Below are 23,830 nucleotides of genomic sequence, written 5' to 3'. Positions count from 1 at the left end.
AGAGGTATTTCCACTTTAATAAGTATTTTGATACTGTTTGGCGAAAAATATGAAGCTTACAAATTTTTCTCTTTCAATAAAAGGAAAGTGCCTGTTAGAAAATGTAAATGTAGATTTTAAATCAAAAACAATCAATCATATTTTAGGAAAAAATGGGACTGGAAAAACATGTTTAGCAAAAGCACTTGTTGGAGCAATGAAGTTTGATGGAGATATAGAAGGTGTTAATAAGAAGGTTTGTGTTATAGGAAGTTATACTAATTTGCCATCAGATTTAAAAGTTAAAGACATTATAGATGTGACTAAACGTAAATTTAATGTTACAGTTGCCCAAAAATTGATTGAACAGTTGAATATACAAGAAATTTCATTTGATAATAAGATGAAAAATTTAAGTGATGGGCAAAAACAGAAAATTAAATTACTATTTTTCTTAGCAACACAGCCAGAAATTGTAGTATTAGACGAATTTACAAATGCTTTGGATAAAAAAAGTTGCTTTGATATATATAGCTTTTTGAATGAATACATCAAAACGAGTAATACAACTATTATCAACATTACTCATAATTTGACAGATATAGAATATCTTGAAGGTGCATATTATTTGATAGAAAATAAAAATATTTTGTCAAATATGACTAAAGAGAAAGTTGTAAATGCTTATATTAAGGGGTGATGGTTAGAATGAAGCTAGAAATGAAAAGGGCTGTAAGAAACAAATTTTATGTAATTTTTACATTGATTAACTTATTAAATGTTTTGCTAGGATACATTTTATTGGTTACTATAGACAAAGTTCAAAATGTGACTTTCCAAGATATGTTTGAAAGTGTATATACTGTTTATACGCAATTTGGAACATTGTTATTTTCGGCTTTTATAATAATGCAGTTTTATGTGGATTATAAAGAAAAAAATATATTTTTTTATAAAACTTTAGGTTTTTCAGAGTTAAGATACTATTTGACAAAGGTTGGCATGATTTTATTAGCAACAATAATTGGCAGTGCTTTTTCTTCAATTTTGGTTTGTGTACCATATGCAAAATTAGGAATGTTGCCAGTGGTATTCCTAAAAATAGAAGGGGTAATGATTTATTATACCCTTATCATATCGACAATAGGATTTATATTTAGCAATTTTTTGGTTGCATTTTTTTCAAGTTTCTTTTTGTGGATCGCAGGAATAGTAGTTTCAGCTGGTTCTCCTTTTATGGAGTATTTTGCATATTATGATGCATCAACAACGGACTATCATCATCTAATATCTTATTTGGATGGGAAAATTGAAATAACAAGTTTGTTACACTACATTGCTGGAAATTATGTATATGATTTGATAGTATTTTTAATTTGTGTTATGGCTGTTTTATGTTTACGTAGGAGGTGGGCAAAGAATGGAATTTAGTCATTTAGCTATATTGTTAACAGAGAATTGTAATGCACATTGTAAAATGTGCTGTGATAGTCGTGGAATAGTGAGAGGAAAGACTTTAACAGAAAGAGAATTGGATAAAATTCTTAATGATGTTAAAGAATGTAAACAGATAACTGATATTGGTATAACTGGTGGTGAACCTATGTTATATCCTGCGTTAATAGATAGAATTATGGAATTTCCTTTCGACAGAAATGTAAAAATTTCGATTAAAACTAATGGTTTTTGGGGAAAAAATATAGAAGATGTTGAAAAATTCATAGAAAAATATAAGACAAAACTTTCGTATATATCGTTGAGTTATGATGAATTTCATATGCCCTTTATTGATATACAGTGCTTGAAAAATATTATTATGGTAGCAAAATCGTATAATATTTCAACGGATGTAGTTGGATGTTTTTTAAAAGATTCGATGACACCGGGAGATATATTAAATCAATTGGGAGAAAGTGCATATTATACAAAGTTTTGTTATCAGCCAGTAATTGCAACTGGATCAGGAAAGTTGTTTGAAGAAAATAGTTATATAAAATTACTTGACTCAGATAATGATGTTTTAAGATGTGTAGGATGTATTGAACCTAATATATTAATCAATCCTAGATTGGAAGTTTATCCATGTTGTTCGCAGGTTATTGAAAATACTATTTTACAAATGGGTAACTTGAATGAAAACAGTTTAAAAGAAATAATTACAGACATCAAAAGTAATTATGTTTTAAATACGGTATTTACAGAAGGATTTACACCATTTATAAAATTGCTTGAAGATAACAAAATTGATTATCCGCATAAATTAGCTAGTCCTTGTGAGTTTTGTGAATTTTTGTTTAAGGACGATTGGTTTTTACAGTTATTAGCCTCTGTTAATTATTATGAAAATATTAGAAAATGAAGATAATAGTATTATAGTTGGAAAATCTGCTGATGATTATATTCTAAAATATCAAAATGACTTTTATAAAATGAAAAAAAAGGATTTTATTCAGATATGTGATGAAGAAAAATTGATTTTTCGAGAAGAAATTAAAGAAAATCCAATATACGCAATAATTATGGTGGGTATCATTTCTTTGACAATAGTAATGTATTTCTTCCATGAAAAGTATGTTATTATTGATTCTAATTTTATAATTGCAAACATAATTTTATTTGCGAATATATTTATACATGAACTAGGGCATGTTTTGTTTCTTAAATTATTTTATAAAAGTGGAAAAATAAAAATAGGTTTTAAAATCTATTTTATTTATCCAGCATTTTATGTGGATACATCAGATAGTTATTTACTGCCTAAATATAAAAGGATAGCAGTATATCTAGCAGGGAATTTTATGAATTGTATTTATGTATTGATTTGTTTTATTTTTTTCCCTTCTTTAAATAAGTATAATTATGCCATTATTTCTACAATACTGATTAATTTTTTGCCTATAATAAAAAGTGATGGATATTATGCTATTACTAGTTTATTTAATAGATATAATGTTGCAAAATCAAAGAAGAAGGATTTTATAGAAGATACTGTTAGAGGAATTTTGATGTTTTTATTTTTGTTTTTACTATCAAAATTAAATGTTTCTTTATAAAAATCTAAGATAAGGAGTACTGTTATTAAACATTAAATAAAAATGAGGTGAATAAAAACAGTGGCTACATTTTGGCTACAAAAACATTACGAACGAATCGGATTGTGCGGATAATCAATCACAAAACACATATAAAACGAACTAATAATACACTTTATAAGCGTTTGTACGAATGTAAAAGACGAGTTCGAATAGTTCCGAGTTTTCAAAATGCTCTTGAATAGGGTATTTTTTTGCATCTTTTTTCTTTCGTGAAATGCATTTATACATGCTGATTACTTCATTCGTTCAAACATCAAAATTGAATTTTTCGAAGATAAATGCAAAATTACAAGTCCAGGAGGAATATTCAATGCCTCTATGGAAGAAATCATGAAAGGTACACAAACTTATCGTAATCATAAATTAGTAAATATATTTGATAAGTTAGGATTAATTGAAAATTTTGGGACAGGAATGCCAAGAACTTTTGACGCTTATAAGAATGAAGATAGAAAGCCAGTTTTTGAAGCAACGGATAATTTTTTCTATGTTCATTACCTAATTTAAATTATTTGGATAACTACCAAATAAATGACCAAATAAATGATATGGATTTAGAAATATTAAAAATGATTAATGCAAATCCAGGAATTAAAGTTTCTGAACTTCAAAAAAGACTATCTATAAATAATTTTCAAGTGAGTGAAAATCAGATAAGGAATTCAATAAAAAGAAAAATATATGATCTTATTGAATACAAAGGTTCGAAAAAAACTGGTGGGTACTATATTAAAAACGGATAAGAAATACTACCACCACAGGATATATAGAATATAAATGAAATGAATTTGTAGTATTCTTTTAAATAAAATAATCAACTTGAATCAGAAATAAAACTTCTAACTAACAAGTGGTATGCATGAATATCACTTGTATTTCTTATCTGTAAATCTAAACTTCTGTTATGCATTTTAAATTGGACTAGATACCAAAATAATAATCATAACATCAATTCATAAAAACATATTTTATAGGTTATGGTATAACGTATGTATGCAGTCAAATATATGTACCTGCTTTGCTTGTAGAATATAAAAGAGAAGAATGCTATACTTACACTATATAAATAAAGGACAGTGATAGGATATGAAAAGACTAAAAAAACGATATGATTTATTTGTATTTTTGTTTCTATTTCTAATTATTCTCTTCTTGACTCTTAATCTTTTTCTAGGCTTAAATACGAATATATACATTCTAGCTGCATATCTATGTATATTAGTTTTTGCATTTTGCATTTTCAAAGTACTAAATGAATGGTTAATCATACAGAAGCAACTTTTTCTTTTCGGACAGCCACTTTCTCAAGAACAATTTCTATTCTTAAAGAGTTTTGCCTTGCAGCCAAAAATAAAAATAGTTCGTTCTTTGATGACGGCACTTTCTCTTTTTACACAAAAAGAAAAAGAAGAGGCTATCGTACATATCAATCAAGCATGGAAAAAGATACAGCATTTGTCTAATACTGTGAGCAATATAAGACTTCAGGGACGTGTAAATGCTTGTTATTTATTGCTGCATTATCTAGCAGGAGAAGAAGTTTCAAATATCGTAATAGATAAAAGATACGACAAAGATGACCATCTAGTCATTCAATTCCTTCAACATCTATCTACTTGTAAGAAAAGCAAAATTTGTTTAGATGATCTCTTTGAATTAGAATCTTTGTTAGAACAAGTGAAGAGTGTATTTTATCGTCAATATTTAACTTTACTGTTGAATCGACAAAGATATGTATTACAGCCACAGCGAGCAATTGAAGAAATTACACAATTGTATGAAGTAAGCAACTTGGATGATGTAAAACAGCAGTGTGCAGCAAGCTTACAATTATGGGAAAGGAAGGAAGAAATATGATTACACAAATATTTAAACAAACTGCTGCTTACAAAGTCATGATCATTGTTTTCCTTTTATTTACTCTTATGTTCATAGTAACAATTCATTCTTTTCAAACCTATACTGGAATTTTAATATTTTTTCTTCTAGAAATGATAATTTTGGGTGAAATACTAATGGTAGGATTTTCAAAAGTAAATAAAGTCATGAAGAAAGAATGGCAAGATCCTTTAGAAATGGAACTGGACCCTGCTAAAATAAAAAGAGCTCTTGAACAACAACCTAAAATTGTCAATACAGTAGAGGGGTATAATATGCAGGGTATATGTGAAATGCTTTTAGGCAATGTGGAGACAAGTCTTCCTTTGTTTCAAAAAGCATTGCAGCTGCATCCTGATAAAAAGAATCAATTTGTTTTATACTGTAATTTAGCTAAAGTCTCTTTACAGCAAAAACAAATGGAACAAGCAAAACAATATTTTATGCAGGCAAAAAGTATTTGTAATCAGTTACCATCTGCAATAATAAAACGAAATCAATGCGAATTACTTTTAAAGCATATCGAAATGCAGATAGGGTATATACAGGGAACCTATACAGCTGCGCAATATATTGCCTATCTAAAAAAACGATTGCTGAGTGATTATGCAACTCTTCGAGTGAGAATGGATATACGCTATCAATTGGCTTGTTTGTACCATGAACAAAAGGATGATGAACGAGTTTATGAACAGTTAAGATGGTTGGAAAAATTTGCAAATAAGACAATTTATGTGAATAGAGTGCATGAATTCTTAGAAGAAAGGGTGAGTGAGCAGTGAAAATTATACGTATTTGGATAACGCTGCTAATCATTCAGCTTTTCGTTGTTACTGGTTTATGGTTTATGTCAAGGTTTGAATATGTACGTGAGGAAGAATCAGTAATAGAAAATGTTCCAATAACGAATAATGAACCGATTCAAAATCAGCAAAACCCTGAACCTGTCATAGAAGATAAAAAAGCACCTGTTGTTGCACAAATACAGCAGGCAAGCAATATTCTTCGTATTCAAGATGATGATTTGAAAGTAGAGTCTTTGCAAAATAGAGAAAACCAGCAGCTTAAGATTACGGATGGAATTGTTTTTGTAAGCAAGGATTCACAAAATTGGATAGAAGTACCGGTACATCCAAAAGATTTGCAAGATTTTTGGTTACCTTATCTTCGCATGGGAGAACAGAGTTATTATATGGATGAAGAGCGAATATTGCTTGCTTATACACCGTCAAAACAACAACCACATTTGTTAGTAAGAAATCAGGCAAATATTTGGCAGGATATTACCTTTGATGTAGATGGTCTTTCTATTATGCAAATGTCTATTTCTCGTAACCAAGATGGAACTTATTATTTAGCAATGGTTTCTTATGAAGGCTATGTTACGCTAGGTACCAGTAAAGATGCCTTGACATGGACATTTACAAAACCAGGTTATTTAAAAGAAGCCGTTTCTTCAAGTGCAGCAATGAATGTTTATGCTTCATCTGTCATGGATGATGGAACAATTCTAATCATCACCTATGAATTGGATTGTGCCATCAGTTTAGATGGTGGCAAGACATTTACAAATCTTTTACAGGATATTTTAAAAACAGATCCATTTAAAGGTGTGTATCGTATCGACCATCGAAAAGCTCCTTTTGATGATCACCAAGGAAATTACTGTGTCCCATTGAGTGATGATTCTTTACTAATTAGTAAAGATGGAAAACATTGGGAGCATCAGTAGAAAAGAAATTGTTGCTTATCTCAAGGTAAATTAATACAGGCTAATCATAGTTATATTGGTGCAACAAAAATAAAAAATACTTAAAAAAAAGAAACTGTAATTTTCAGAGAAATTCCAATCTCTTATTTTTACAGTTTCTTTTGTTATACAACAATGTACTTATTTTGTAAGGGTTATGGTTTGTTACTAGGGGGAGACAATTATTAAATCTTCAATTTAAAATTAATAGAACAAATGAAATGAATAAAAACATTGATTTTCACCTCATACTTACATTATGTGTTAGTATGAGGTAAAATTAAGATATTACGAGAGGATAAGAAGGGAGATTAATATCATGCTATTTAAGGATGGTAGATGAGTTGATAGGAAATGTTGGTTGTTGGAATTTTAAAAGTTCTGTACTTGAAATGATGTTTTATTGATATAGAAATGTTTATTTTCATAGCTTGTATTTTCTGCTTTTGCATTATATTTGTAAGTTTTTTCAATAACTTATCAATTAAATATGTCATATTTAATCAAAATAGATTATAATATTATGGCGTTTTGTAAAACGTAAGGTTATTGGAAAGAGGGTTTGGTATGATTGAGTTTTTTAAGAAAAATATAGAACCGAAAAGCTGGTTAAGAAAAGTTGAAATCATCTTTTTAATCTTATTGTGCATTGGTTCTATTGCATCATTTGGATTTGGATTAGTAAAAATGAATGCGGATGTTGGGCAGACGCAGTTTGTGAATACGATCCAAATGACAAGAGATATGGATTTAGAGGATTATAGTGAAGATAATACGATTTGTGATGTTACCTATAAAAATGGGGATAAGCAATTAGTTGTATCATACTCCTATGAGGATTATTTGAAGCTGAATACAAAAACAATTACAGCTTATGAGTATAAAACAGAAAATGGTACAAGCTTATATTTTGATCATAAAAATGTAACAAAACAAGAAGTACAGGATTCTTATAAACAGGTAATGGCAAATGATTTGGCACCGATATTTAACTTTGGAATTGCTTCTTTAATTCTGGTACTATCTATTTTAATCATGATGCTTTTCGCAAGACAGTTTACAACATATGAAAAATCATGGTTTATGTCTATCATGGTACTGGCAACGATTTTCTCTGTTCTTTTCCCAGAAGAAAGTGCAAATGGAGTCAATGGTATTTTGATCATGCTGTTGTACTTGCTGGATACCTTCTTGAATATTCTTTGTGAATTGCTGATTTCAAAACAGTCAAGATACAATTTCCTTGTTTCTGTTTTAGTTGAAATCGTAGAAATCTTAATGTGTGTTGTATTAATGTATCGTTTTGCGACAATGGCAACGACATTATTCTTCTGGCTACCAATTGATATTATCAGTTACATCAACTGGTCAAAACATAAAGATGATGAAGAAAGTGAATTGACAGTTGTACGTAAATTAAAAGGATATCAGGAAGTATTGGTTATTGTGGGAATCATTCTTTGGACAATTGTTGTTGGATACTTTATTAGTGGATTAGATATTGCGACAGATTTCTATCATAACAAAACATTGGAAACTGCAATTATCTATATTGATGCCTGTGCATCTGCGGTAGGAATCGCAAATGGTCTGTTTATTTTCTTCAGACTTCGAGAACAGTGGATTGCATGGTATATATGTGCTTTTTTAGAAGCTATTATAAATATTGTATCCGGACAGTTTGTTCTACTTGTTTTAAAACTAGGTTATTTTACGAATACGACTTACGGATATATCAAATGGAGTAAATATATACAGTCACATACAAAAACAGAGGAAAAACAGCCACAAATATCTTAAGTTGGCTTGAGGATTTATTCTAAACTTGTTAAAATAAATCATGTAAAGAGATTACGAGAGTAGGAGTGAAAATTATGGCAATTTCAGCAGGTGATTTTAAAACAGGATTAACACTAATTGTTGATGGCGATCCTTGTCAGGTTATGGATTTTCAGCATGTAAAACCAGGGAAAGGTGCAGCTATCTTAAAAACAAAAATGAGAAACTTGAAAACAGGAGCAATTCAGGAAAGAAACTTTAATGCTTCTACAAAATTTGAACAGGCAAATATTTCCAGAAGAGATGCACAGTATTCATATGAAGCAGATTCTATATATTACTTTATGGATTTGGAAACATATGATACATATGAATTAAGCAAAGATCAGGTTGGAGATAACCGCTACTATATTGTGGAAGGTTCTGAAGTTTCTTTGATGTTCTTTGAAGGAATGTTGTTATCTGTATCTGTTCCAGAAAAAGTAGAACTTGTTATTGCGGAAACAGATCCAGCAATCAAAGGAGCACCATCTAACCAGACAAAAGATGCGACTACAGAAACAGGATTAACTTTACGAGTACCTCAATTTATTGAACCTGGAGAAAAAATTGTTGTATTCTCAACAGATGGTAAATATGCAGGAAGAGCTTAATAACATAAGCTCTTTTTAAAATTATGAACAAAGTTGTATTAGTTACAGGTGGCGCAAAGGGCATTGGAAAAGCAATCGTGGAAGAGCTAGGGAAACAAGGGTATGATGTTGTGATTAACTATCTGACTTCAAAAAAAGAAGCACTTGTTTTAAAAGATAGGCTTATCGAAACTTATGGGATACGCTGTATGGCAATACAGGCAGATGTTTCAAAGGAAGAGGAAGTAGATGCTATGGTTATCTCTATTGAAAAAGAACTAGGCGGTGTGGATATTTTAGTTAACAATGCAGCAATTGATTTATCGAACCTGTTTCATTTAAAAACGGCAGAAGAGTTTAGAAGAACAATGGATGTAAATGTAGTTGGTGCATTTAACTGCAGCAAACGTGTATATCGTCATATGCTGACACAGGAGTATGGAAGAATCATTAATATCTCTTCTACAAATGGAATCAACACCTATTATCCTATGTGCATTGATTATGATGCTTCGAAGGCTGCCTTAATTTCCATGACACATAATCTTGCGTTTGAATATGCCCCTTATGTTCATGTGAATTGTATAGCTCCAGGATTTATTGGTACCGAAAATGAATTGGATGGCTATGATGAAGAATTTTTAAAAGAAGAGATTGAAAAAATCATGGTCAATCGTTATGGTGATCCAAAAGAAGTTGCTTATTTGGTTAAATTTTTGATTAGTGAAGAAGCTGATTTTATCAATAATACCGTTATTCGAATCGATGGCGGACAAAAAGGAAGTTGTTAATCCAACTTCCTTTTCATGTTTGATAGTGCTAGTAAAATCGATAGTTTTCCATATTCAAAAGTTAAGCCACCTTGCATATAACATGTATAGGGTTCAATTACTGGGGCATCTGCACTTAATTCAATGGTGCTTCCCTGTGTAAAACTTCCTGCAGCCATAACTTCATCAAATGGGTAGCCTGGCATAGGAGCAGGCAATACACGTACAAAGGAATCAATAGGACTTGTTTGCTGGATTCCCTGTGTAAAGCTTACCAGATTCTCTTTTGAACCTAATTCTAAGGTTTGAATGATGTCTGTACGTGGTTCATCATAGCGAGGAGAAACATTAGAGTATCCTAGTTTTTCCAGCATATAAGATGTAAAGATTGCGGTTTTTAAAGCGTTCTTAACGGCATTAGGTGCCATGAACAACCCTTTAAAGAAAGCATTGTTTAAGTTAAAGTTTGCACCTAAATTCTTTCCAATACCAGGTGCTGTTAAACGTTCGGCAACCATATGAATCAAATCCTGATTTCCAGCTACATATCCTCCGGTAGGAGCAATCCCACCACCTAGATTTTTCATTAAAGATCCAACAACGACATCTGCACCTACATGTCCCGGTTCTAATGTTTCCACCAGTTCACCATAGCAGTTATCCACCATAATAATAACTTCTTTATTTACTTCACGTATTTTAGAAATAATACGTTCGATTTTTGAAATAGAAAGGGATTTACGATGAGAATATCCTCTAGAACGCTGAATCTCTACGAGTTTTACATTTTGCTGTTTTAAACGTTCAATGATTGTTTCATCATCAAAATCATCATTGATTAACTCAATCTGTTCATAAGAAACACCATTTGCCTTTAACGATTGTGTAGAAGTACCACTTAAACCAATCATTTCCTGTAAAGAATCATAAGGAGCCCCAGATAAAGAAATCATGGTATCTCCATGTTTTAATAAAGCAGAAAGAGTTAAGTATAAAGCATTTGTACCACTCATGATTTGCGGACGAACAAGGGCATCTTCACATCCAAGTACAGTGGCAAAAATTCTTTCTATTTTATCTCTTCCTTCATCATAATTTCCATATCCGTTAATATCGCTAAAATCTGAATAAGAAACACTATTGTCGATAAAAGCAGATAAAATCCGATTGGAATTTGTTAAGCAAATCTCATCAACTTTTTTAAAAATATCCTGTAAAATGCTGTCAGACTCTTGCGCCAAAGCAAGCACTTCTGGATGAATTTGTTCAAGTATCATATAAAAACCTCCTGTAAATACTACCTTTTTATTATACACGAATCTATATCTTTTTCCTTGCTGTATAGAAAAGAAAAATAATTTTCTAAAATATTTTCCTAAAGCTGCAAAAAAACTCACTGTGTTAGGCAGTGAGCTTTTCATAAAATAGGATATGAATTATAAAGTTAAAGATGGTGCAGTGTATGTGCGGCTAGCCATTTCACTATCTAGCATATAAAGGCTTTTTGGATCTATTCCAAACAATTCGAATTTTTTCACCATATCTTCTGCATTCTTTTCTTCTTCTCCCTGTTCTTTTACGAACCAGTCAAGAAACTGCATCGTACGATAATCTTTTACTTCATGAGCAGCACCATAAATCGTATTGATTAGACTTGTAATATAACGTTCATGTTCCAAAGCAAATTCTAAAGGATCTTTTAAAGATGTACATTCTTTATCTGGTTTATTAATCTGTTCCAAAGTGATATGCTCTCCATTATTCTGCATATATTCTAGAAACAACATGGCATGATCACGCTCTTCTTTTGCCTGAATCAAATACCAGTTCGCAAAACCATCTAGTCCTTCTTCCTGATAGTAAATAGAGAAATCTAAATATAAATAAGCAGAATATAACTCCTTATTTATCTGATCGTTTAATAATTCCGCAACTTTTTTATCAAGCATTTTTTACTCCTCCTTTTATTTTACATAGTAAGTATATACCAGTTACTTTCTATATGTAAGACTTGACTTTTTAACTTTTCAATTACAAAATAAGCTTTAGATAAATTATTTGAAAAATAAAGAACATTTTGTTAAAGGAGATACTCGCTAATGGAATATATAACAAAAACAATATCTTCAGAATATGATGGTCTTTTGCTGGAAGCACTGGTACTGGTACCAGAAGGAAAACCAAAGGGAATCATACAAATATCACATGGCATGTCGGAATATAAAGAACGCTATCTTGCTTTTATGAACTTCTTAGTTGAATATCACTATATTTGTGTCATTCATGATCATAGAGGACATGGAAAAAGTGTAAAAGATGGAAAGGATCTGGGGTATTTTTATACAGATAAGACAGATGGGATTATTCAGGATTTGCATCAGATAACGATGTATATAAAACAAGAATATCCAAATCTTCCTGTTTATTTGTTCGCCCATAGTATGGGAACTTTAATCGCAAGAAACTATATGAAACTATACGATGCAGAAGTAGAGAAAGTAATCTTATGTGGAATTCCTACAAAGAATCCATTCACATCATTTGCATTATTTCTATCAAAGCTATCTACAAAATTGTGGGGAGGAAAACACCGGAATCATCTTCTTAATTTTTTAGCTTTTCAGCCATATAATCTAGGTTATAAGATAAAGAATTCATGGCTTTGCAGTGATGAAAACATAGTAAAACAATACAATGATGATCCATATTGTGGTTTTGTGTTTACGAATAATGGTTTTTTGAATTTGTTTCAAATGTTGAAAGATGCTTATGAAAAAAATGATTGGCAAGTACATCATGTTTCACTGCCTATTTTATTAATTGGCGGAGAGGATGATCCGGTGATTCAAAACAAGAAAAAGTTTTATGAAACAGAGCGCTTCTTACAATCTTTGGGTTATGTAGAAGTTAAAGGTAAGTTATATAAAGGAAAAAGACATGAATTATTAAATGAGATAAATAAAAAAGAAGTTTATCAGGATATTTTAGATTTTTACCAATCAGAAAAGGAATTTTGATAGAATACCTTTTTTTACCTGTACGCACATGCTATACTTTTTGTAAGGATGTGATGTCATGCCAAAATATCAACAGATTTTTGAACAGTTGCGTGCAGAAATTGCAGATAAAACAATAAAAGCAAATTCCTATTTGCCAAGTGAAAATGAATTGATGAAAAAATACGATGCTTCCAGAGATACGATTCGTAAAGCTTTAAATTTATTATCGACAAATGGATATATTCAAAAAGAAAAGGGAAAGGGCTCACTTGTTTTAGATACCTCTACCATTAATTTTCCTGTATCTGGTGTAACCAGTTATAAGGAATTAGAAAAAAGTAATCTTGTGCATGAAACAAAAACGCATGTAATCGAATTTAAACGTATGCCAGCCGATGAAGAAATAAAAAATTTACTTTATATGCAGGGTGGCGATGTTTATAAAGTGGTACGTGTTCGTGAAATAGAAAAAGAAAAAATTATTTTAGATACAGATTATTTAAAGGCAGATGTTGTGGAAGGGTTGAAAAAGGAACATGCGCAAAACTCTTTGTATGAATATATTGAAAAGGATCTAGGTCTTTCTGTTAGCTTTGCTCGTAAAGAAATAACGGTAATTCCAGCTACAAAGGAAGAAAAACAACTTTTGGATATGAAGGATTATGATTTGCTTGTTTGTGTTCGATCCTTTACTTATTTGGAAGATGCAACGTTATTTGAGTATACAGTATCAAAACATAGACCGGATAAATTTCGTTTTGTGGATTTTGCTAGAAGAGATAAAACACAAAAGATGTAAGTATCTGAATACCGAAAAGGTATTCTTTTTTATAATTATGTTGACACATATACGTACAAGATGTATATTATATATGTAAGATGTACGTACAAGTTAGAAAGAAGAGGAAGGAAACTATGGGTAAGTTTTTAAATGATGCTAGAGAACTACTAGATAAAGTTGGCGGAAAAGAAAATATTCAAGCTGTTTCACACTGTGTCACTCGTATGCGTTTTGTATTAGTTGATCCATCAAAAGCAGATGTAAAAGGTATCGAAGATATTCCTAGTGCAAAAGGTACCTTTACACAATCTGGTCAGTTTCAAGTTATTATCGGAAATGATGTACAAGAATTTTATAATGATTTTGTTGAAGTTTCAGGTATTGAAGGGGTTAGTAAAGAAGCGGCAAAAGAAGCCGCAAAATCACAGCAGAATTGGATTCAGAAGCTGATGAGCAATCTAGGTGAAATTTTTGCTCCACTAATTCCTGCATTGATTACAGGTGGTTTGATCTTAGGTTTTCGAAATGTTATTGATTCTATTGCCTTTATGGAAAATGGAACAAAAACATTAGTGCAGGTATCACAGTTTTGGGCAGGTGTTGACAGCTTTTTATGGCTGATTGGAGAAGCAGTCTTCCATTTCTTGCCAGTAGGAATTGTTTGGTCTATTACACGTAAAATGGGTACAACCCAAATCTTAGGTATTATTTTAGGTATTACCCTTGTTTCACCACAATTGTTAAATGCATATTCTGTTGCATCCACTGCTGCAGCAGATATTCCAGTATGGGATTTTGGGTTTGCACAAGTGGAGATGATAGGGTATCAGGCACAGGTAATTCCTGCTATTCTGGCTGGATTTGCATTGGTTTATTTTGAGAAATTCTTCCGTAAGATATCACCAAGTTATATTTCTATGATCGTTGTTCCTTTTTGCTCCTTGTTATGTGCTGTTCTTGTAGCTCACATTGTTCTTGGACCGATTGGATGGATTATTGGAGACTGGATTTCAAATGTTGTTTGGGCAGGATTAAATTCGAATGTAAAATGGCTGTTTGCGGCAATCTTTGGATTTGTGTATGCTCCGCTAGTTATCACTGGATTGCATCATATGACAAATGCAATCGATACACAGTTAGTATCTAGTTTTGGGGGTACAAATTTATGGCCTATGATTGCTTTATCAAATATTGCCCAGGGATCTGCAGTTCTTGCGATGATTGTTCTGCAAAAGAAAAATGAACGAGCACAGCAGGTTTCTATTCCAGCATGTATTTCCTGTTATTTAGGTGTCACAGAGCCGGCTTTGTTTGGTGTGAACTTAAAATATGGATTCCCATTTATTTGCGGAATGATTGGTTCTGGAATTGCAGCTATGATATCTGTAGGTATGGGGGTACAGGCAACATCTATTGGTGTAGGGGGAATTCCTGGTATCTTATCTATTTTTCCACAGTATATGTTATATTTTGCGATTGCAATGCTTGTTGCCATAATTGTACCATTTGTGTTAACGATGATAATTGGAAAGAAAAAATTAAGTAATGAAGACCGCTTTGGAAAAGAAAACGTAGCGATTTGTTCAAAGGATCGTTTTGTATCTCCTATGAGTGGAAAAGTAATGGCATTAAGTGATGTAGAAGATCAGGTGTTTTCACAAGGTTTGATGGGGCAGGGATTTGCAGTTGAAATAAATGACTCGAAAGTGATTGCACCATTTGATGGAGAAGTTGTAATGACATTTCCTACAGGACATGCTTATGGTTTAAGAAATAGCGATGGTGTGGAAGTATTGATTCATATTGGTATGGATACCGTTGAATTAAATGGAGAAGGTTTTCATTCTCTTGTTAAACAAGGGGATAAGGTACAGGCAGGAGATGTACTAGCAGAAGTTGATATTGAATGTATTAAAAAAGCAGGAAAATCTTTGGTATCTCCTATTGTGTTTACAAGTGGTCAGGATGTAAAACTAATAGATATTGATAAGATTAATGCAGGAAATCCTGTTGTGGAGGGTATATGAGAAGTTTCAAAGACAAAGTCGTTTATCAGATTTATCCAAAATCATTTAAGGATTCTAATCAGGATGGTTTGGGAGACTTAAAAGGAATTACACAGAAATTAGATTATTTACAGATGCTGGGTGTTGATTATCTTTGGATATGTCCATTCTTTGTATCTCCACAAAAAGATAACGGCTATGATGTTGCAGATTATCGAAGAATCGATCCAAGTTATGGGACAATGGAAGATCTGGAAGAATTAATTGCAGAGGCAAAAAAACGTAATATTTATTTGATGTTTGATATGGTGTTTAATCATACATCAACAGAACATGAATGGTTTAAAAAAGCAATGGCAGGCGATGAAAAATATAAAAACTATTATTATTTTAAAAAGCCTGTAAATGGGGGAATGCCAACGAATTGGGTAAGTAAATTTGGTGGCCCTGTATGGGAATATGTTGAAAAATTTGATGAATATTATTTACATTTATTTGATAAAACCCAGGCAGATTTAAACTGGTTTAACGATGATGTGAAAAAAGAAGTATGTGATATTGTTAATTTCTGGATAGAAAAAGGTGTACGCGGATTTCGATTTGATGTTGTGAATCTTATTTCAAAGCCAGATGTATTTGAAAATGATGATATAGGAGATGGACGTCGTTTTTATACAGATGGTCCAAGAATACATGAATATTTAAAATATTTGAATGAACATACGTTTGGAGATAAAGACTTTATTACTGTTGGAGAAATGAGCTCTACAACAATTGAAAACTGTCAGAAATATTCTGGCGAAGATGAACATGAGCTGTCGATGGTCTTTAATTTTCATCATCTGAAAGTAGATTACAAAGATAAGCAAAAATGGACATCGATGCCGTTTGATTTTATGGAATTAAAAGATTTGTTTTATAAATGGCAGCTGGGAATGCAGGAGAAAAAAGGATGGAATGCATTGTTTTGGAATTGTCATGATCAGCCAAGAAGCATTACCCGTTTTGGGGATGATAAAAAATATCATAAGCAATCTGGAAAAATGCTGGCAACTGCACTACACTTGATGCAGGGGACACCTTATATATACCAAGGTGAGGAAATTGGAATGACAAATGCCTATTTCACATCTATGGAACAATATCGTGATGTAGAAAGTAAAAACTATTATCATATCTTAAAACAAGAAGGTAAAAAGGATGATGAAATCTATAAAATTTTATTTGAGAAATCACGTGATAATGCACGTACACCAATGCAGTGGAACGCTCAAAAAAATGCAGAATTTTCTGAGCATACACCATGGATTCCAGTAACGTATAATTATAAAGAAATCAATGTAGAAAATGCATTAGAAGATAAAGATTCTATATTTTATCATTATCAAAAACTAATTCAGTTAAGAAAGCAATTAAAGGTTATCAGCGAAGGAAGTTTTGAACCATATTTATCCTCTCATCCAAGTGTATATGCATATAAAAGAAAACTAGGAAATGAAGAAGTGCTGGTTTTAAATAACTTTTATGGAGAAAAAACAATGGTGGAATTAGAGGATATTCAAGGTTTTGAATTATTGTTGTCAAATTATCCAGAGAAGAAAATTAAAAATCATTTGGAATTAGAACCATATGAATCTATTGCTTATATAAGGAAATAGAAGGGGCTGTGACGAGTAAGAGAAAAAATTTCTCCGAAAATCACAGCCTTTTTCTATAATTCTTCCTGCTTTTTGATACTTTGAAAACAACTATCCTTAAAATAGCCTTTTTAACTTCTGTTTTCATATCCCTATCCATTCCTTCTTCACTTTTTATATACTCATCTATCTCTGTATGCATCTTCTCCAAGGCTGGTACAATTCTTGCACTTCTTCCTCTATTTGATGTCGTATATTTTTTCTGCACATTATATCCGAGCTTGAATACATTCGTATGATTATAATAATCATATTTCATATGCATGAAGGTAGCATTTACTTCAGTAGAAAATCATCTTATCGGCACTGCCTTCAAATCTTGTTTGGTCAAAATAAAGGATCTGTTCTTCAAATGCTTTTTTATCCTGTACATACAGATAGATCTCCTTTGCGATGGTTTCTATTGATCATTTCAGCGTGTTGTTGATGAAGCGTTCAAAGCTCTTGTAGCTGAGAACGCAGCCATTGGCAATGCTGCGTTAGAGGACATCATAACGGTAAAGCTTTTCCAGCCAGCGTAAGGAAGCGTAGCCATCTTTAGCGAAAGCCAGTAGCATATACAGCTGATATGCGGTATCGTTTGTTTGGTTAATTTGAGTAATTATCAGATATAAATTATACCAAAAAATACACCTCCTTCCTTATGAATTTAGGTGTATTTTTTATCTTATGGCTTTTGACTATCTGTCACAGTCCCTTTAAGATTAAATATTATATAAAATTAATATAGAAAAAGGTATGGCTCCGCATCAATCTGCACATCCCGCCACAAGAGGCAAGAAAACCATACCTATAAGAGTATACTCTCTTTCTAAATTTAATATACCATTAATTCTACTTTATGTCAACTAAAGTCAGAATACTACTTGATGGTATTATAGTTTGTTAGAAGATAATATAGCGTACTGTCTTTTTCGTAAACATGATGACGTATGATACTGCATATATTATCTATAAATTGCAAACCATATTCTAATCGTGAATCTCGTTGGACAATTGTTAAAACATTATTGTTTTGTTTTATTGATTCAATTATTTTTAACTCAAAATCAGCTTTATTAAATGTATCAAAAATTATATCTATTTCACTATCAATATGTGAAACAATTTTGTTTAATAAAGAAATATAGACATTTTCTTTTTCTTGCTGATAAAACGAATTGTTTTTTTTCTTGTAAACAGCATAATAGATGGAATAATCCATTGTGTTTATATGTTCAAGCATACACACTTTTATCCTTTGATATTTTTTATCTAATATTACGGATTTAAACTCTGTAAAGATTTTCTCTTTATCTTTTGGAGAAATAGGGAAGTTCTTTATCTTCTTTTTGAATTTTTTAAATGTTGCATCTGTTTTTGCTTTGGATTCCGTCAACAACCCTGCAACTATAAAGTAATCCTCACATTCTGTTTCATCAACAAACAATATCATTACATAACTCTCCTTAAAACACTTTTCTTTATTCTATCAGTTATCTATTTCCATTTCTATATCCTTTGTCGATTTTTTGATTTTTTTGCTGATCATTCATTATTTGTAACATTTCTTTTTTTTATTTTAAAGGAACGTTTTTTGATTCTCTCATAGAGCAACACCTCCTTTCGTAATTTTTTGATTTGTGCTGTCATGGTTTCTACATCTTGTTGAAGCAACGCCTTAGAGTCAGCATTGCGACAGCGCTTGATCTTTCCATAGACATATTTACGTTTATTTTCAAGCAAATGTTTTTGTGTATTTGTTTCCTCCGGGTTGAATTCTAATTCTTCCATCGTATTGATATTTTTCATTGCAAGAAATGTCACTTCTTCTTTATGTGTAGAAAATAGGATTTTTATTTGTTCATAGATCCCTGTTAGATATAGCATATCTTTTTCGAATATGTCATACTGAATATAGATTTATAAGTATATAATTTATATAAGACGAGAATGGGAGGTATAAGAAATGAAACTCTTATTTAAACAGCGATTTTTCTCATGGTTTGACAGCTACGATATTTATGATGAGGAAGGGAATGTCGTTTATACAGTAAAGGGGCAATTATCATGGGGACATTGTTTAAAAATCTTTGATAAAAATGGAACTGAAATTGGTATGGTGAAAGAAGTTGTTTTTAGTTTTCTTCCTAAATTTGAAATATATATAGGGAATACTTATCGAGGGTGTATTCATAAAGAGTTTAGCTTTTTTACACCTAGATATAATATTGATTACAATGGCTGGCATGTAGAAGGTAATTTTCTTGAGTGGGATTATAAAATTTTAAGTCAAAGTGGAAATCATGTTGCTGCTATATCAAAACAGTTACTAAATTGGACAGATACGTATGTAATTGATGTATCAAATCCACAAGATGCGTTAAATGCTTTGATGCTTGTATTAGCGATTGATGCGGAAAAATGTTCTAGAAATTAAATTTAAGAGAAGGGTATGAAAAATGATGCGACGGGTTTGTATAAGATACAGACAGGCATCATTTTTTATTATAATCTTTGATGAATTTCTTTTTTTAAAAGCAGCAGGGTAGTATGGTAATGTAAAGAAAAAAACAGTAGAATCCTTTTTAAAAGTATGGCATACTAATTACATAAATAGAAGAGTTGTAAAAATATTGTACTTTATTTCTTTAAGGAGCAGGATATTATGAAAAAGAAAAAAATTGTCATCATGGTTTTGATTCTGTTAATCGTATGTTGTATGGGGATTCTTTTTTATTTGTTAAATTCTATTTCTTTAAAAACAAAGAAGTTAACTTTTGAATATGGAAGTCCTATACAAATTACTGCTAATCAAATATTAGATACAACAGATTCATCTATTCTTTCTTCGTTTGAGATTGAGGAAATAGAAAAAGAGAAGGGGAAAAACTATCCATCAGCAGGAACATATGATGTAAAGGTAACTTATAAAAATGGATTTTTGAAGTATAAGAATAAACTGCAAATTGTTGTTGAAGATACAAAAAAACCAGTATTTACAAGAGCGGATAAGGAAATTTATGTTCCTTTAGGAGAGAAAAACTATGCTTATGATAAACATTTTAAGGTGAGTGATGTAAGTGACTATAAGTTACAATTTCAAACGGATGAAATCAATGTATCCAAACCTGGAAAATATTCTATGATTGTTACAGCAGTGGATACAAGTGGAAATAAGGAAACGACAACCAGTACTGTGATCGTACAAGAAAAGAAATACGATTCTGTACAAATAGAACCAACATATGTGAATGGGATTTTGATTGTGAATAAAAAACATCCACTACCTAAAGATTATGCACCTATGGAAAATCCTGAGGCAAAACAGCAATTGCAAAAGATGATTCAGGATATGCAGAAGGAAGGTCTTAATGTAAGCAATCATTATAGTGGATATCGAAGCTATGAATATCAGAAAAATCTTTATGAGTCTTATGTAAATGCTTATGGTAAAAAAGAAGCAGATACATTTTCCGCAAGGGCAGGATATTCTGAACACCAAAGTGGACTTGCGTTTGATTTACTGTCTAATGATGGTAATTTGATAGAAACACAGCCGGAAGCAAATTGGATAGAAGAAAATGCACATCTTTATGGGTTTATTGTTCGCTATCAAAAAGGAAAAGAAGAAATCAGCGGTTATATGGCAGAACCTTGGCATATACGTTATATTGGAGAAAAAGCTACAGAAATTTGGAAATTAAATGTAACTTTGGAGGAATATTTAGGTGTAGAAGGTGGAGATTACGAAAAATAAAGAAAGATGATTATGATTTCTTCATATTTGAAAATCTATTTTGTTTAAAGTAGCATAAGCAGACTTTCTTATGTGGAGAGGTTGCTTTGTTTTGTAAGAAATTATAAAATGTTCATAAAAAGTTAATTTATTTTAGATATCATAGTTTTATAAAGGAGAGAGGTATATGGATGTAAAAAAATTTGCCCAGGGATATAACTTATATAAACTTATTTGGATATTTTTAATTTCTTCTTTTATTGGTGCATGTATCGAAATTGTATGGTGTTATTTTGCTATGGGAAAACTAATGAGTCGAAGCAGTCTTTTATATGGCCAATTTTCTGTTGTATGGGGGTTTGGCTGTGTTTTATTAACGATTTTACTGCATAAACTGCAAGGAAAAAAAGATTTGTTTATTTTTCTTACAGGCGCATTGGCAGGGGGACTTTATGAATATGTATGCAGTGTTTTTACAGAGGTATTCTTTGGTGTTAGATTTTGGGATTACAGTGATATAGCATTCAATATAAATGGACGAATCAATCTTTTGTTTTGTCTGTTTTGGGGAATTATCGCGGTTGTTTGGATACAGAAAATTTATCCTTTTTTATCTTGTCATATTGAAAAGATTCCTATACGTCTTGGTAAGTTATTAACAGTCGTTTTATCTGCATTTCTTTTCTTTGATATTGTTCTTTCCACAATGGCATTAGGCAGAGCATATCATAGACATCTGCAAATGGAAGCACATAATGCAGTAGAAATCTTTTTGGATAATAAATATACAGATACCTATTTAGCAAAACGTTATCAGAATATGTTTCCCAAATGAAGTATATGATTACATAGAAACCATATACTTCTTTTTTATTTCGTTTTCTTCTTTATTTATGTTATAATACTGCATGTCAAATTTTAAATTAAGATTTTTGTTATGTAGAAAGAACAAGGATTTCAAAGTTTTTATTTGTAAATTACAGCACGTATTATTTTATAATACGTGTCTTTGGCTTGCTTGTTTCTAATCATTTGATTTTTAAAAATTATAAATTTGAAGAGGTTGAAAGAAATATGACAGAATATAAAAATAACAATACATTTAGTTTTGAAATAACGAAAAAAATTCCGGGTAAGCTTGGGCGTGCTGGAATTATACATACACCACATGGAGATATTAAAACACCTGCATTTATGTGTGTTGGAACACATGGGGAAGTTCGTTTTGTTTCTATGGAGGATTTAAAAAGTATCAATGCACAGGCAATGTTAAGCAATGGTTATCACTTGCGTAATATTTCCCCGGAAATTGCGGAAAAAGGCGGATTATCCAGCTGGTCAGGATGGGATGGTCCAACATTGACAGATTCAGGTGGATTTCAAGTTATGTCACTTGGTTCTGGATGTGGAAAAGTTGTCAGTATGAAACGTGAATTGAATGTTACCAATGCGAAAGAAGAGGATCGTTTGGCACATGTTAGTGAAGATGGTGTACAATTCCGTGATCCTTTTACGGGAGAAGATGATTTTATAGGACCTGAAGAATCTATGCAGATACAATGTCGTATAGGTGCAGATATTCACATGGCTTATGATGAATTAACTTCTCTTGCGGATAGTTATGAATATAATGTGGAAGCATTGGCTCGAACAGAAAGATGGGCACAGAGAAGCCTGGAGGAACATAAAAAACATCGTGATGATTTAGGTTATCGTCAATCTTTGTATGGTGTCATTCAGGGTGGAAGATGGGAAGACTTGCGACGCTCTACCTGTAAAAAATTTGCGAAGATGGATTTTGACGGATATGGATTAGGCGGAGCTTTCTTAAAGGAAAGTCTTGGAGAAATTTTACGCTGGTGTAATGAAGAACTTCCAGAAGGAAAACCTCGTCATTTACTTGGGCTTTCGCATCCGGATGATATTTTGATTGGTACAGAGATGGGAGCCGATACGTTTGACTGCGTTGCCCCAACACGTGAGGCAAGACATGGAAAGCTGTATACGAAGTATGGGACATTTAATCTTGCGAAATTTCGAGATAGTGAAGAACTGATTGATGAGCATTGTGATTGTCCAACTTGTCAGGCAGGATGGACAAGAGGAAAATTAAGAGAATTGTGGAAATCACAAAACCAGGAAGATAAACGTCAATATTTTAATCTTGCATCTATGCATAATCTTCGTTTTATTATCCGTTTGACAGAAGAAGCACGTGAAGCTATTTTAAACGATACTTTTGAAGAGTATAAAAAAGAGTTTTTGGCAAATTATTATCCAAAGAAAGAAAAATAACATAGGGAATATTTGCGAAAATTTTAGGTGTAACTCGTCAGACAATCATTGCGATTGAAAATAACAAGTATAATCCTACATTAGAATTGGCGATGAAGATATCTTGTTTCTTTAGAGTTTTGGTAGAAGATATCTTTCTACTTGAAGATGAAAAGACAGATGCATTCTAATATTTAATAATAAAAGTCAGACATGTTTGATCTGGCTTTTTTCGTATTATAAAAGCAGGAAGAAAATATCCTGCTTATAAGAAAAAATAAGAAAGTATAAAATGTAGATTGTGATGTATGAGTTAGACATAATAACATAATTATCATAATCATCATCTTTGCTTATTTATGAGCTAGGATATAATATTCCTAGTTCTTTTTGTTTGTAGGCATACAGGCACATGAGAACTTATGAAGAAAGCAAGAATGTTGGCCTTTTTGAAACTAAGATTTCGTAACAA

Annotated in this window: 25 protein-coding genes; 20 read left to right on the top strand and 5 right to left on the bottom strand. The window is 31.6% G+C overall.

Annotated elements, in window-relative coordinates:
- Positions 1-49: 49 nt before the first annotated feature.
- The 11 genes from A9CBEGH2_RS07135 to A9CBEGH2_RS07085 all read left to right on the top strand — a co-directional run bounded on the left by A9CBEGH2_RS07135 (position 50) and on the right by A9CBEGH2_RS07085 (position 9,904).
- Positions 50-679 (top strand): ATP-binding cassette domain-containing protein, encoded by a 630-nt coding sequence (locus A9CBEGH2_RS07135; protein ID WP_129923496.1) that lies wholly within the window; start codon positions 50-52, stop codon positions 677-679.
- A gap of 8 nt (positions 680-687) precedes the next feature.
- Positions 688-1,410 (top strand): hypothetical protein, encoded by a 723-nt coding sequence (locus tag A9CBEGH2_RS07130; RefSeq protein WP_131222952.1) that lies wholly within the window; start codon positions 688-690, stop codon positions 1,408-1,410.
- Complete coding sequence (locus A9CBEGH2_RS07125; RefSeq protein WP_129923498.1) at positions 1,400-2,338, top strand: radical SAM protein; 939 nt, start codon at positions 1,400-1,402, stop codon at positions 2,336-2,338. Before A9CBEGH2_RS07130 ends, A9CBEGH2_RS07125 begins: the two co-directional genes overlap by 11 nt.
- Positions 2,319-3,032 (top strand): zinc metalloprotease, encoded by a 714-nt coding sequence (locus A9CBEGH2_RS07120; protein ID WP_129923499.1) that lies wholly within the window; start codon positions 2,319-2,321, stop codon positions 3,030-3,032. Before A9CBEGH2_RS07125 ends, A9CBEGH2_RS07120 begins: the two co-directional genes overlap by 20 nt.
- A gap of 264 nt (positions 3,033-3,296) precedes the next feature.
- The gene (locus A9CBEGH2_RS07115) at positions 3,297-3,581 is read left to right on the top strand and encodes an ATP-binding protein (protein ID WP_115714370.1); all 285 of its coding nucleotides are present in this window, start codon (positions 3,297-3,299) and stop codon (positions 3,579-3,581) included.
- Positions 3,582-4,412: 831 nt separating this feature from the next.
- A complete protein-coding gene (locus A9CBEGH2_RS07110) occupies positions 4,413-4,931 on the top strand; it encodes a hypothetical protein (protein ID WP_118277738.1) in 519 nt (172 codons plus the stop codon).
- Positions 4,928-5,734 (top strand): tetratricopeptide repeat protein, encoded by an 807-nt coding sequence (locus tag A9CBEGH2_RS07105; protein ID WP_158572282.1) that lies wholly within the window; start codon positions 4,928-4,930, stop codon positions 5,732-5,734. Before A9CBEGH2_RS07110 ends, A9CBEGH2_RS07105 begins: the two co-directional genes overlap by 4 nt.
- Positions 5,731-6,684, top strand: a complete 954-nt coding sequence (locus A9CBEGH2_RS07100; RefSeq protein WP_118277740.1) for a sialidase/neuraminidase family protein — start codon at positions 5,731-5,733, stop codon at positions 6,682-6,684. The genes A9CBEGH2_RS07105 and A9CBEGH2_RS07100 overlap by 4 nt, the downstream gene beginning before the upstream one ends.
- 585 nt (positions 6,685-7,269) lie before the next feature.
- Positions 7,270-8,502, top strand: a complete 1,233-nt coding sequence (gene pnuC, locus A9CBEGH2_RS07095; protein ID WP_118277741.1) for a nicotinamide riboside transporter PnuC — start codon at positions 7,270-7,272, stop codon at positions 8,500-8,502.
- Positions 8,503-8,576: 74 nt separating this feature from the next.
- Entirely contained in the window at positions 8,577-9,134 is a 558-nt protein-coding gene (gene efp, locus A9CBEGH2_RS07090; RefSeq protein ID WP_115714375.1) for an elongation factor P, read from the top strand.
- Between the two features lie 23 nt (positions 9,135-9,157).
- Positions 9,158-9,904, top strand: coding sequence for an SDR family NAD(P)-dependent oxidoreductase (locus tag A9CBEGH2_RS07085; protein WP_118277742.1), 747 nt, complete (start codon positions 9,158-9,160; stop codon positions 9,902-9,904).
- Here the strand turns inward: A9CBEGH2_RS07085 and A9CBEGH2_RS07080 are convergent.
- Positions 9,901-11,160, bottom strand: coding sequence for a methionine gamma-lyase family protein (locus tag A9CBEGH2_RS07080; RefSeq protein ID WP_118277987.1), 1,260 nt, complete (start codon positions 11,158-11,160; stop codon positions 9,901-9,903). The two genes, A9CBEGH2_RS07085 and A9CBEGH2_RS07080, sit on opposite strands and share 4 nt — an antisense overlap.
- Positions 11,161-11,319: 159 nt before the next feature.
- The gene (locus A9CBEGH2_RS07075; protein WP_118277986.1) at positions 11,320-11,832 is read right to left on the bottom strand and encodes a ferritin; all 513 of its coding nucleotides are present in this window, start codon (positions 11,830-11,832) and stop codon (positions 11,320-11,322) included.
- A gap of 150 nt (positions 11,833-11,982) precedes the next feature.
- Here A9CBEGH2_RS07075 and A9CBEGH2_RS07070 point away from each other — a divergent pair, with 150 nt between their 5' ends.
- From A9CBEGH2_RS07070 to treC, 4 genes are all read left to right on the top strand, one after another.
- The gene (locus A9CBEGH2_RS07070; RefSeq protein ID WP_163104491.1) at positions 11,983-12,900 is read left to right on the top strand and encodes an alpha/beta fold hydrolase; all 918 of its coding nucleotides are present in this window, start codon (positions 11,983-11,985) and stop codon (positions 12,898-12,900) included.
- Between the two features lie 58 nt (positions 12,901-12,958).
- Entirely contained in the window at positions 12,959-13,681 is a 723-nt protein-coding gene (gene treR / locus A9CBEGH2_RS07065) for a trehalose operon repressor (protein ID WP_163104489.1), read from the top strand.
- 116 nt (positions 13,682-13,797) lie between these two features.
- Complete coding sequence (gene treP / locus A9CBEGH2_RS07060; RefSeq protein WP_163104487.1) at positions 13,798-15,690, top strand: PTS system trehalose-specific EIIBC component; 1,893 nt, start codon at positions 13,798-13,800, stop codon at positions 15,688-15,690.
- Positions 15,687-17,327, top strand: a complete 1,641-nt coding sequence (treC, locus tag A9CBEGH2_RS07055) for an alpha,alpha-phosphotrehalase (protein WP_163104485.1) — start codon at positions 15,687-15,689, stop codon at positions 17,325-17,327. Before treP ends, treC begins: the two co-directional genes overlap by 4 nt.
- Before the next feature lie 40 nt (positions 17,328-17,367).
- Here the strand turns inward: treC and A9CBEGH2_RS07050 are convergent, their stop codons facing one another.
- From A9CBEGH2_RS07050 to A9CBEGH2_RS07040, 3 genes are all read right to left on the bottom strand, one after another.
- A complete protein-coding gene (locus tag A9CBEGH2_RS07050; RefSeq protein ID WP_163104483.1) occupies positions 17,368-17,574 on the bottom strand; it encodes a hypothetical protein in 207 nt (68 codons plus the stop codon).
- Positions 17,575-18,228: 654 nt separating this feature from the next.
- The gene (locus A9CBEGH2_RS07045; RefSeq protein ID WP_163104481.1) at positions 18,229-18,801 is read right to left on the bottom strand and encodes a DUF3800 domain-containing protein; all 573 of its coding nucleotides are present in this window, start codon (positions 18,799-18,801) and stop codon (positions 18,229-18,231) included.
- Between the two features lie 92 nt (positions 18,802-18,893).
- Positions 18,894-19,157, bottom strand: coding sequence for a hypothetical protein (locus A9CBEGH2_RS07040; protein WP_163104479.1), 264 nt, complete (start codon positions 19,155-19,157; stop codon positions 18,894-18,896).
- A 157-nt stretch (positions 19,158-19,314) separates the two neighbouring features.
- Here A9CBEGH2_RS07040 and A9CBEGH2_RS07035 point away from each other — a divergent pair, with 157 nt between their 5' ends.
- The 5 genes from A9CBEGH2_RS07035 to A9CBEGH2_RS07015 all read left to right on the top strand — a co-directional run bounded on the left by A9CBEGH2_RS07035 (position 19,315) and on the right by A9CBEGH2_RS07015 (position 23,549).
- Positions 19,315-19,785: an LURP-one-related/scramblase family protein gene (locus tag A9CBEGH2_RS07035; protein ID WP_115714380.1), complete on the top strand. Its 471-nt coding sequence runs from the start codon at positions 19,315-19,317 to the stop codon at positions 19,783-19,785.
- A gap of 228 nt (positions 19,786-20,013) precedes the next feature.
- A complete protein-coding gene (locus A9CBEGH2_RS12440) occupies positions 20,014-21,105 on the top strand; it encodes a D-alanyl-D-alanine carboxypeptidase family protein (protein ID WP_197739422.1) in 1,092 nt (363 codons plus the stop codon).
- A 166-nt stretch (positions 21,106-21,271) separates the two neighbouring features.
- The gene (locus A9CBEGH2_RS07025) at positions 21,272-21,919 is read left to right on the top strand and encodes a putative ABC transporter permease (RefSeq protein WP_115714381.1); all 648 of its coding nucleotides are present in this window, start codon (positions 21,272-21,274) and stop codon (positions 21,917-21,919) included.
- 239 nt (positions 21,920-22,158) lie between these two features.
- Positions 22,159-23,379 carry a tRNA guanosine(34) transglycosylase Tgt gene (gene tgt, locus A9CBEGH2_RS07020; protein WP_163104477.1) on the top strand — a complete coding sequence of 407 codons (1,221 nt, stop codon included), beginning with the start codon at positions 22,159-22,161 and terminating at the stop codon, positions 23,377-23,379.
- Positions 23,380-23,387: 8 nt separating this feature from the next.
- Positions 23,388-23,549 (top strand): helix-turn-helix transcriptional regulator, encoded by a 162-nt coding sequence (locus A9CBEGH2_RS07015; protein ID WP_163104933.1) that lies wholly within the window; start codon positions 23,388-23,390, stop codon positions 23,547-23,549.
- The last annotated feature ends 281 nt before the right edge of the window (positions 23,550-23,830 follow it).

Source organism: Amedibacterium intestinale, from assembly GCF_010537335.1.
Classification (GTDB): Bacteria; Bacillota_I; Bacilli_A; order Erysipelotrichales; family Erysipelotrichaceae; genus Amedibacterium; species Amedibacterium intestinale.
Note: the sequence above shows the minus strand (reverse complement) of the source record. Positions and strands in the feature narration are given on the sequence as shown.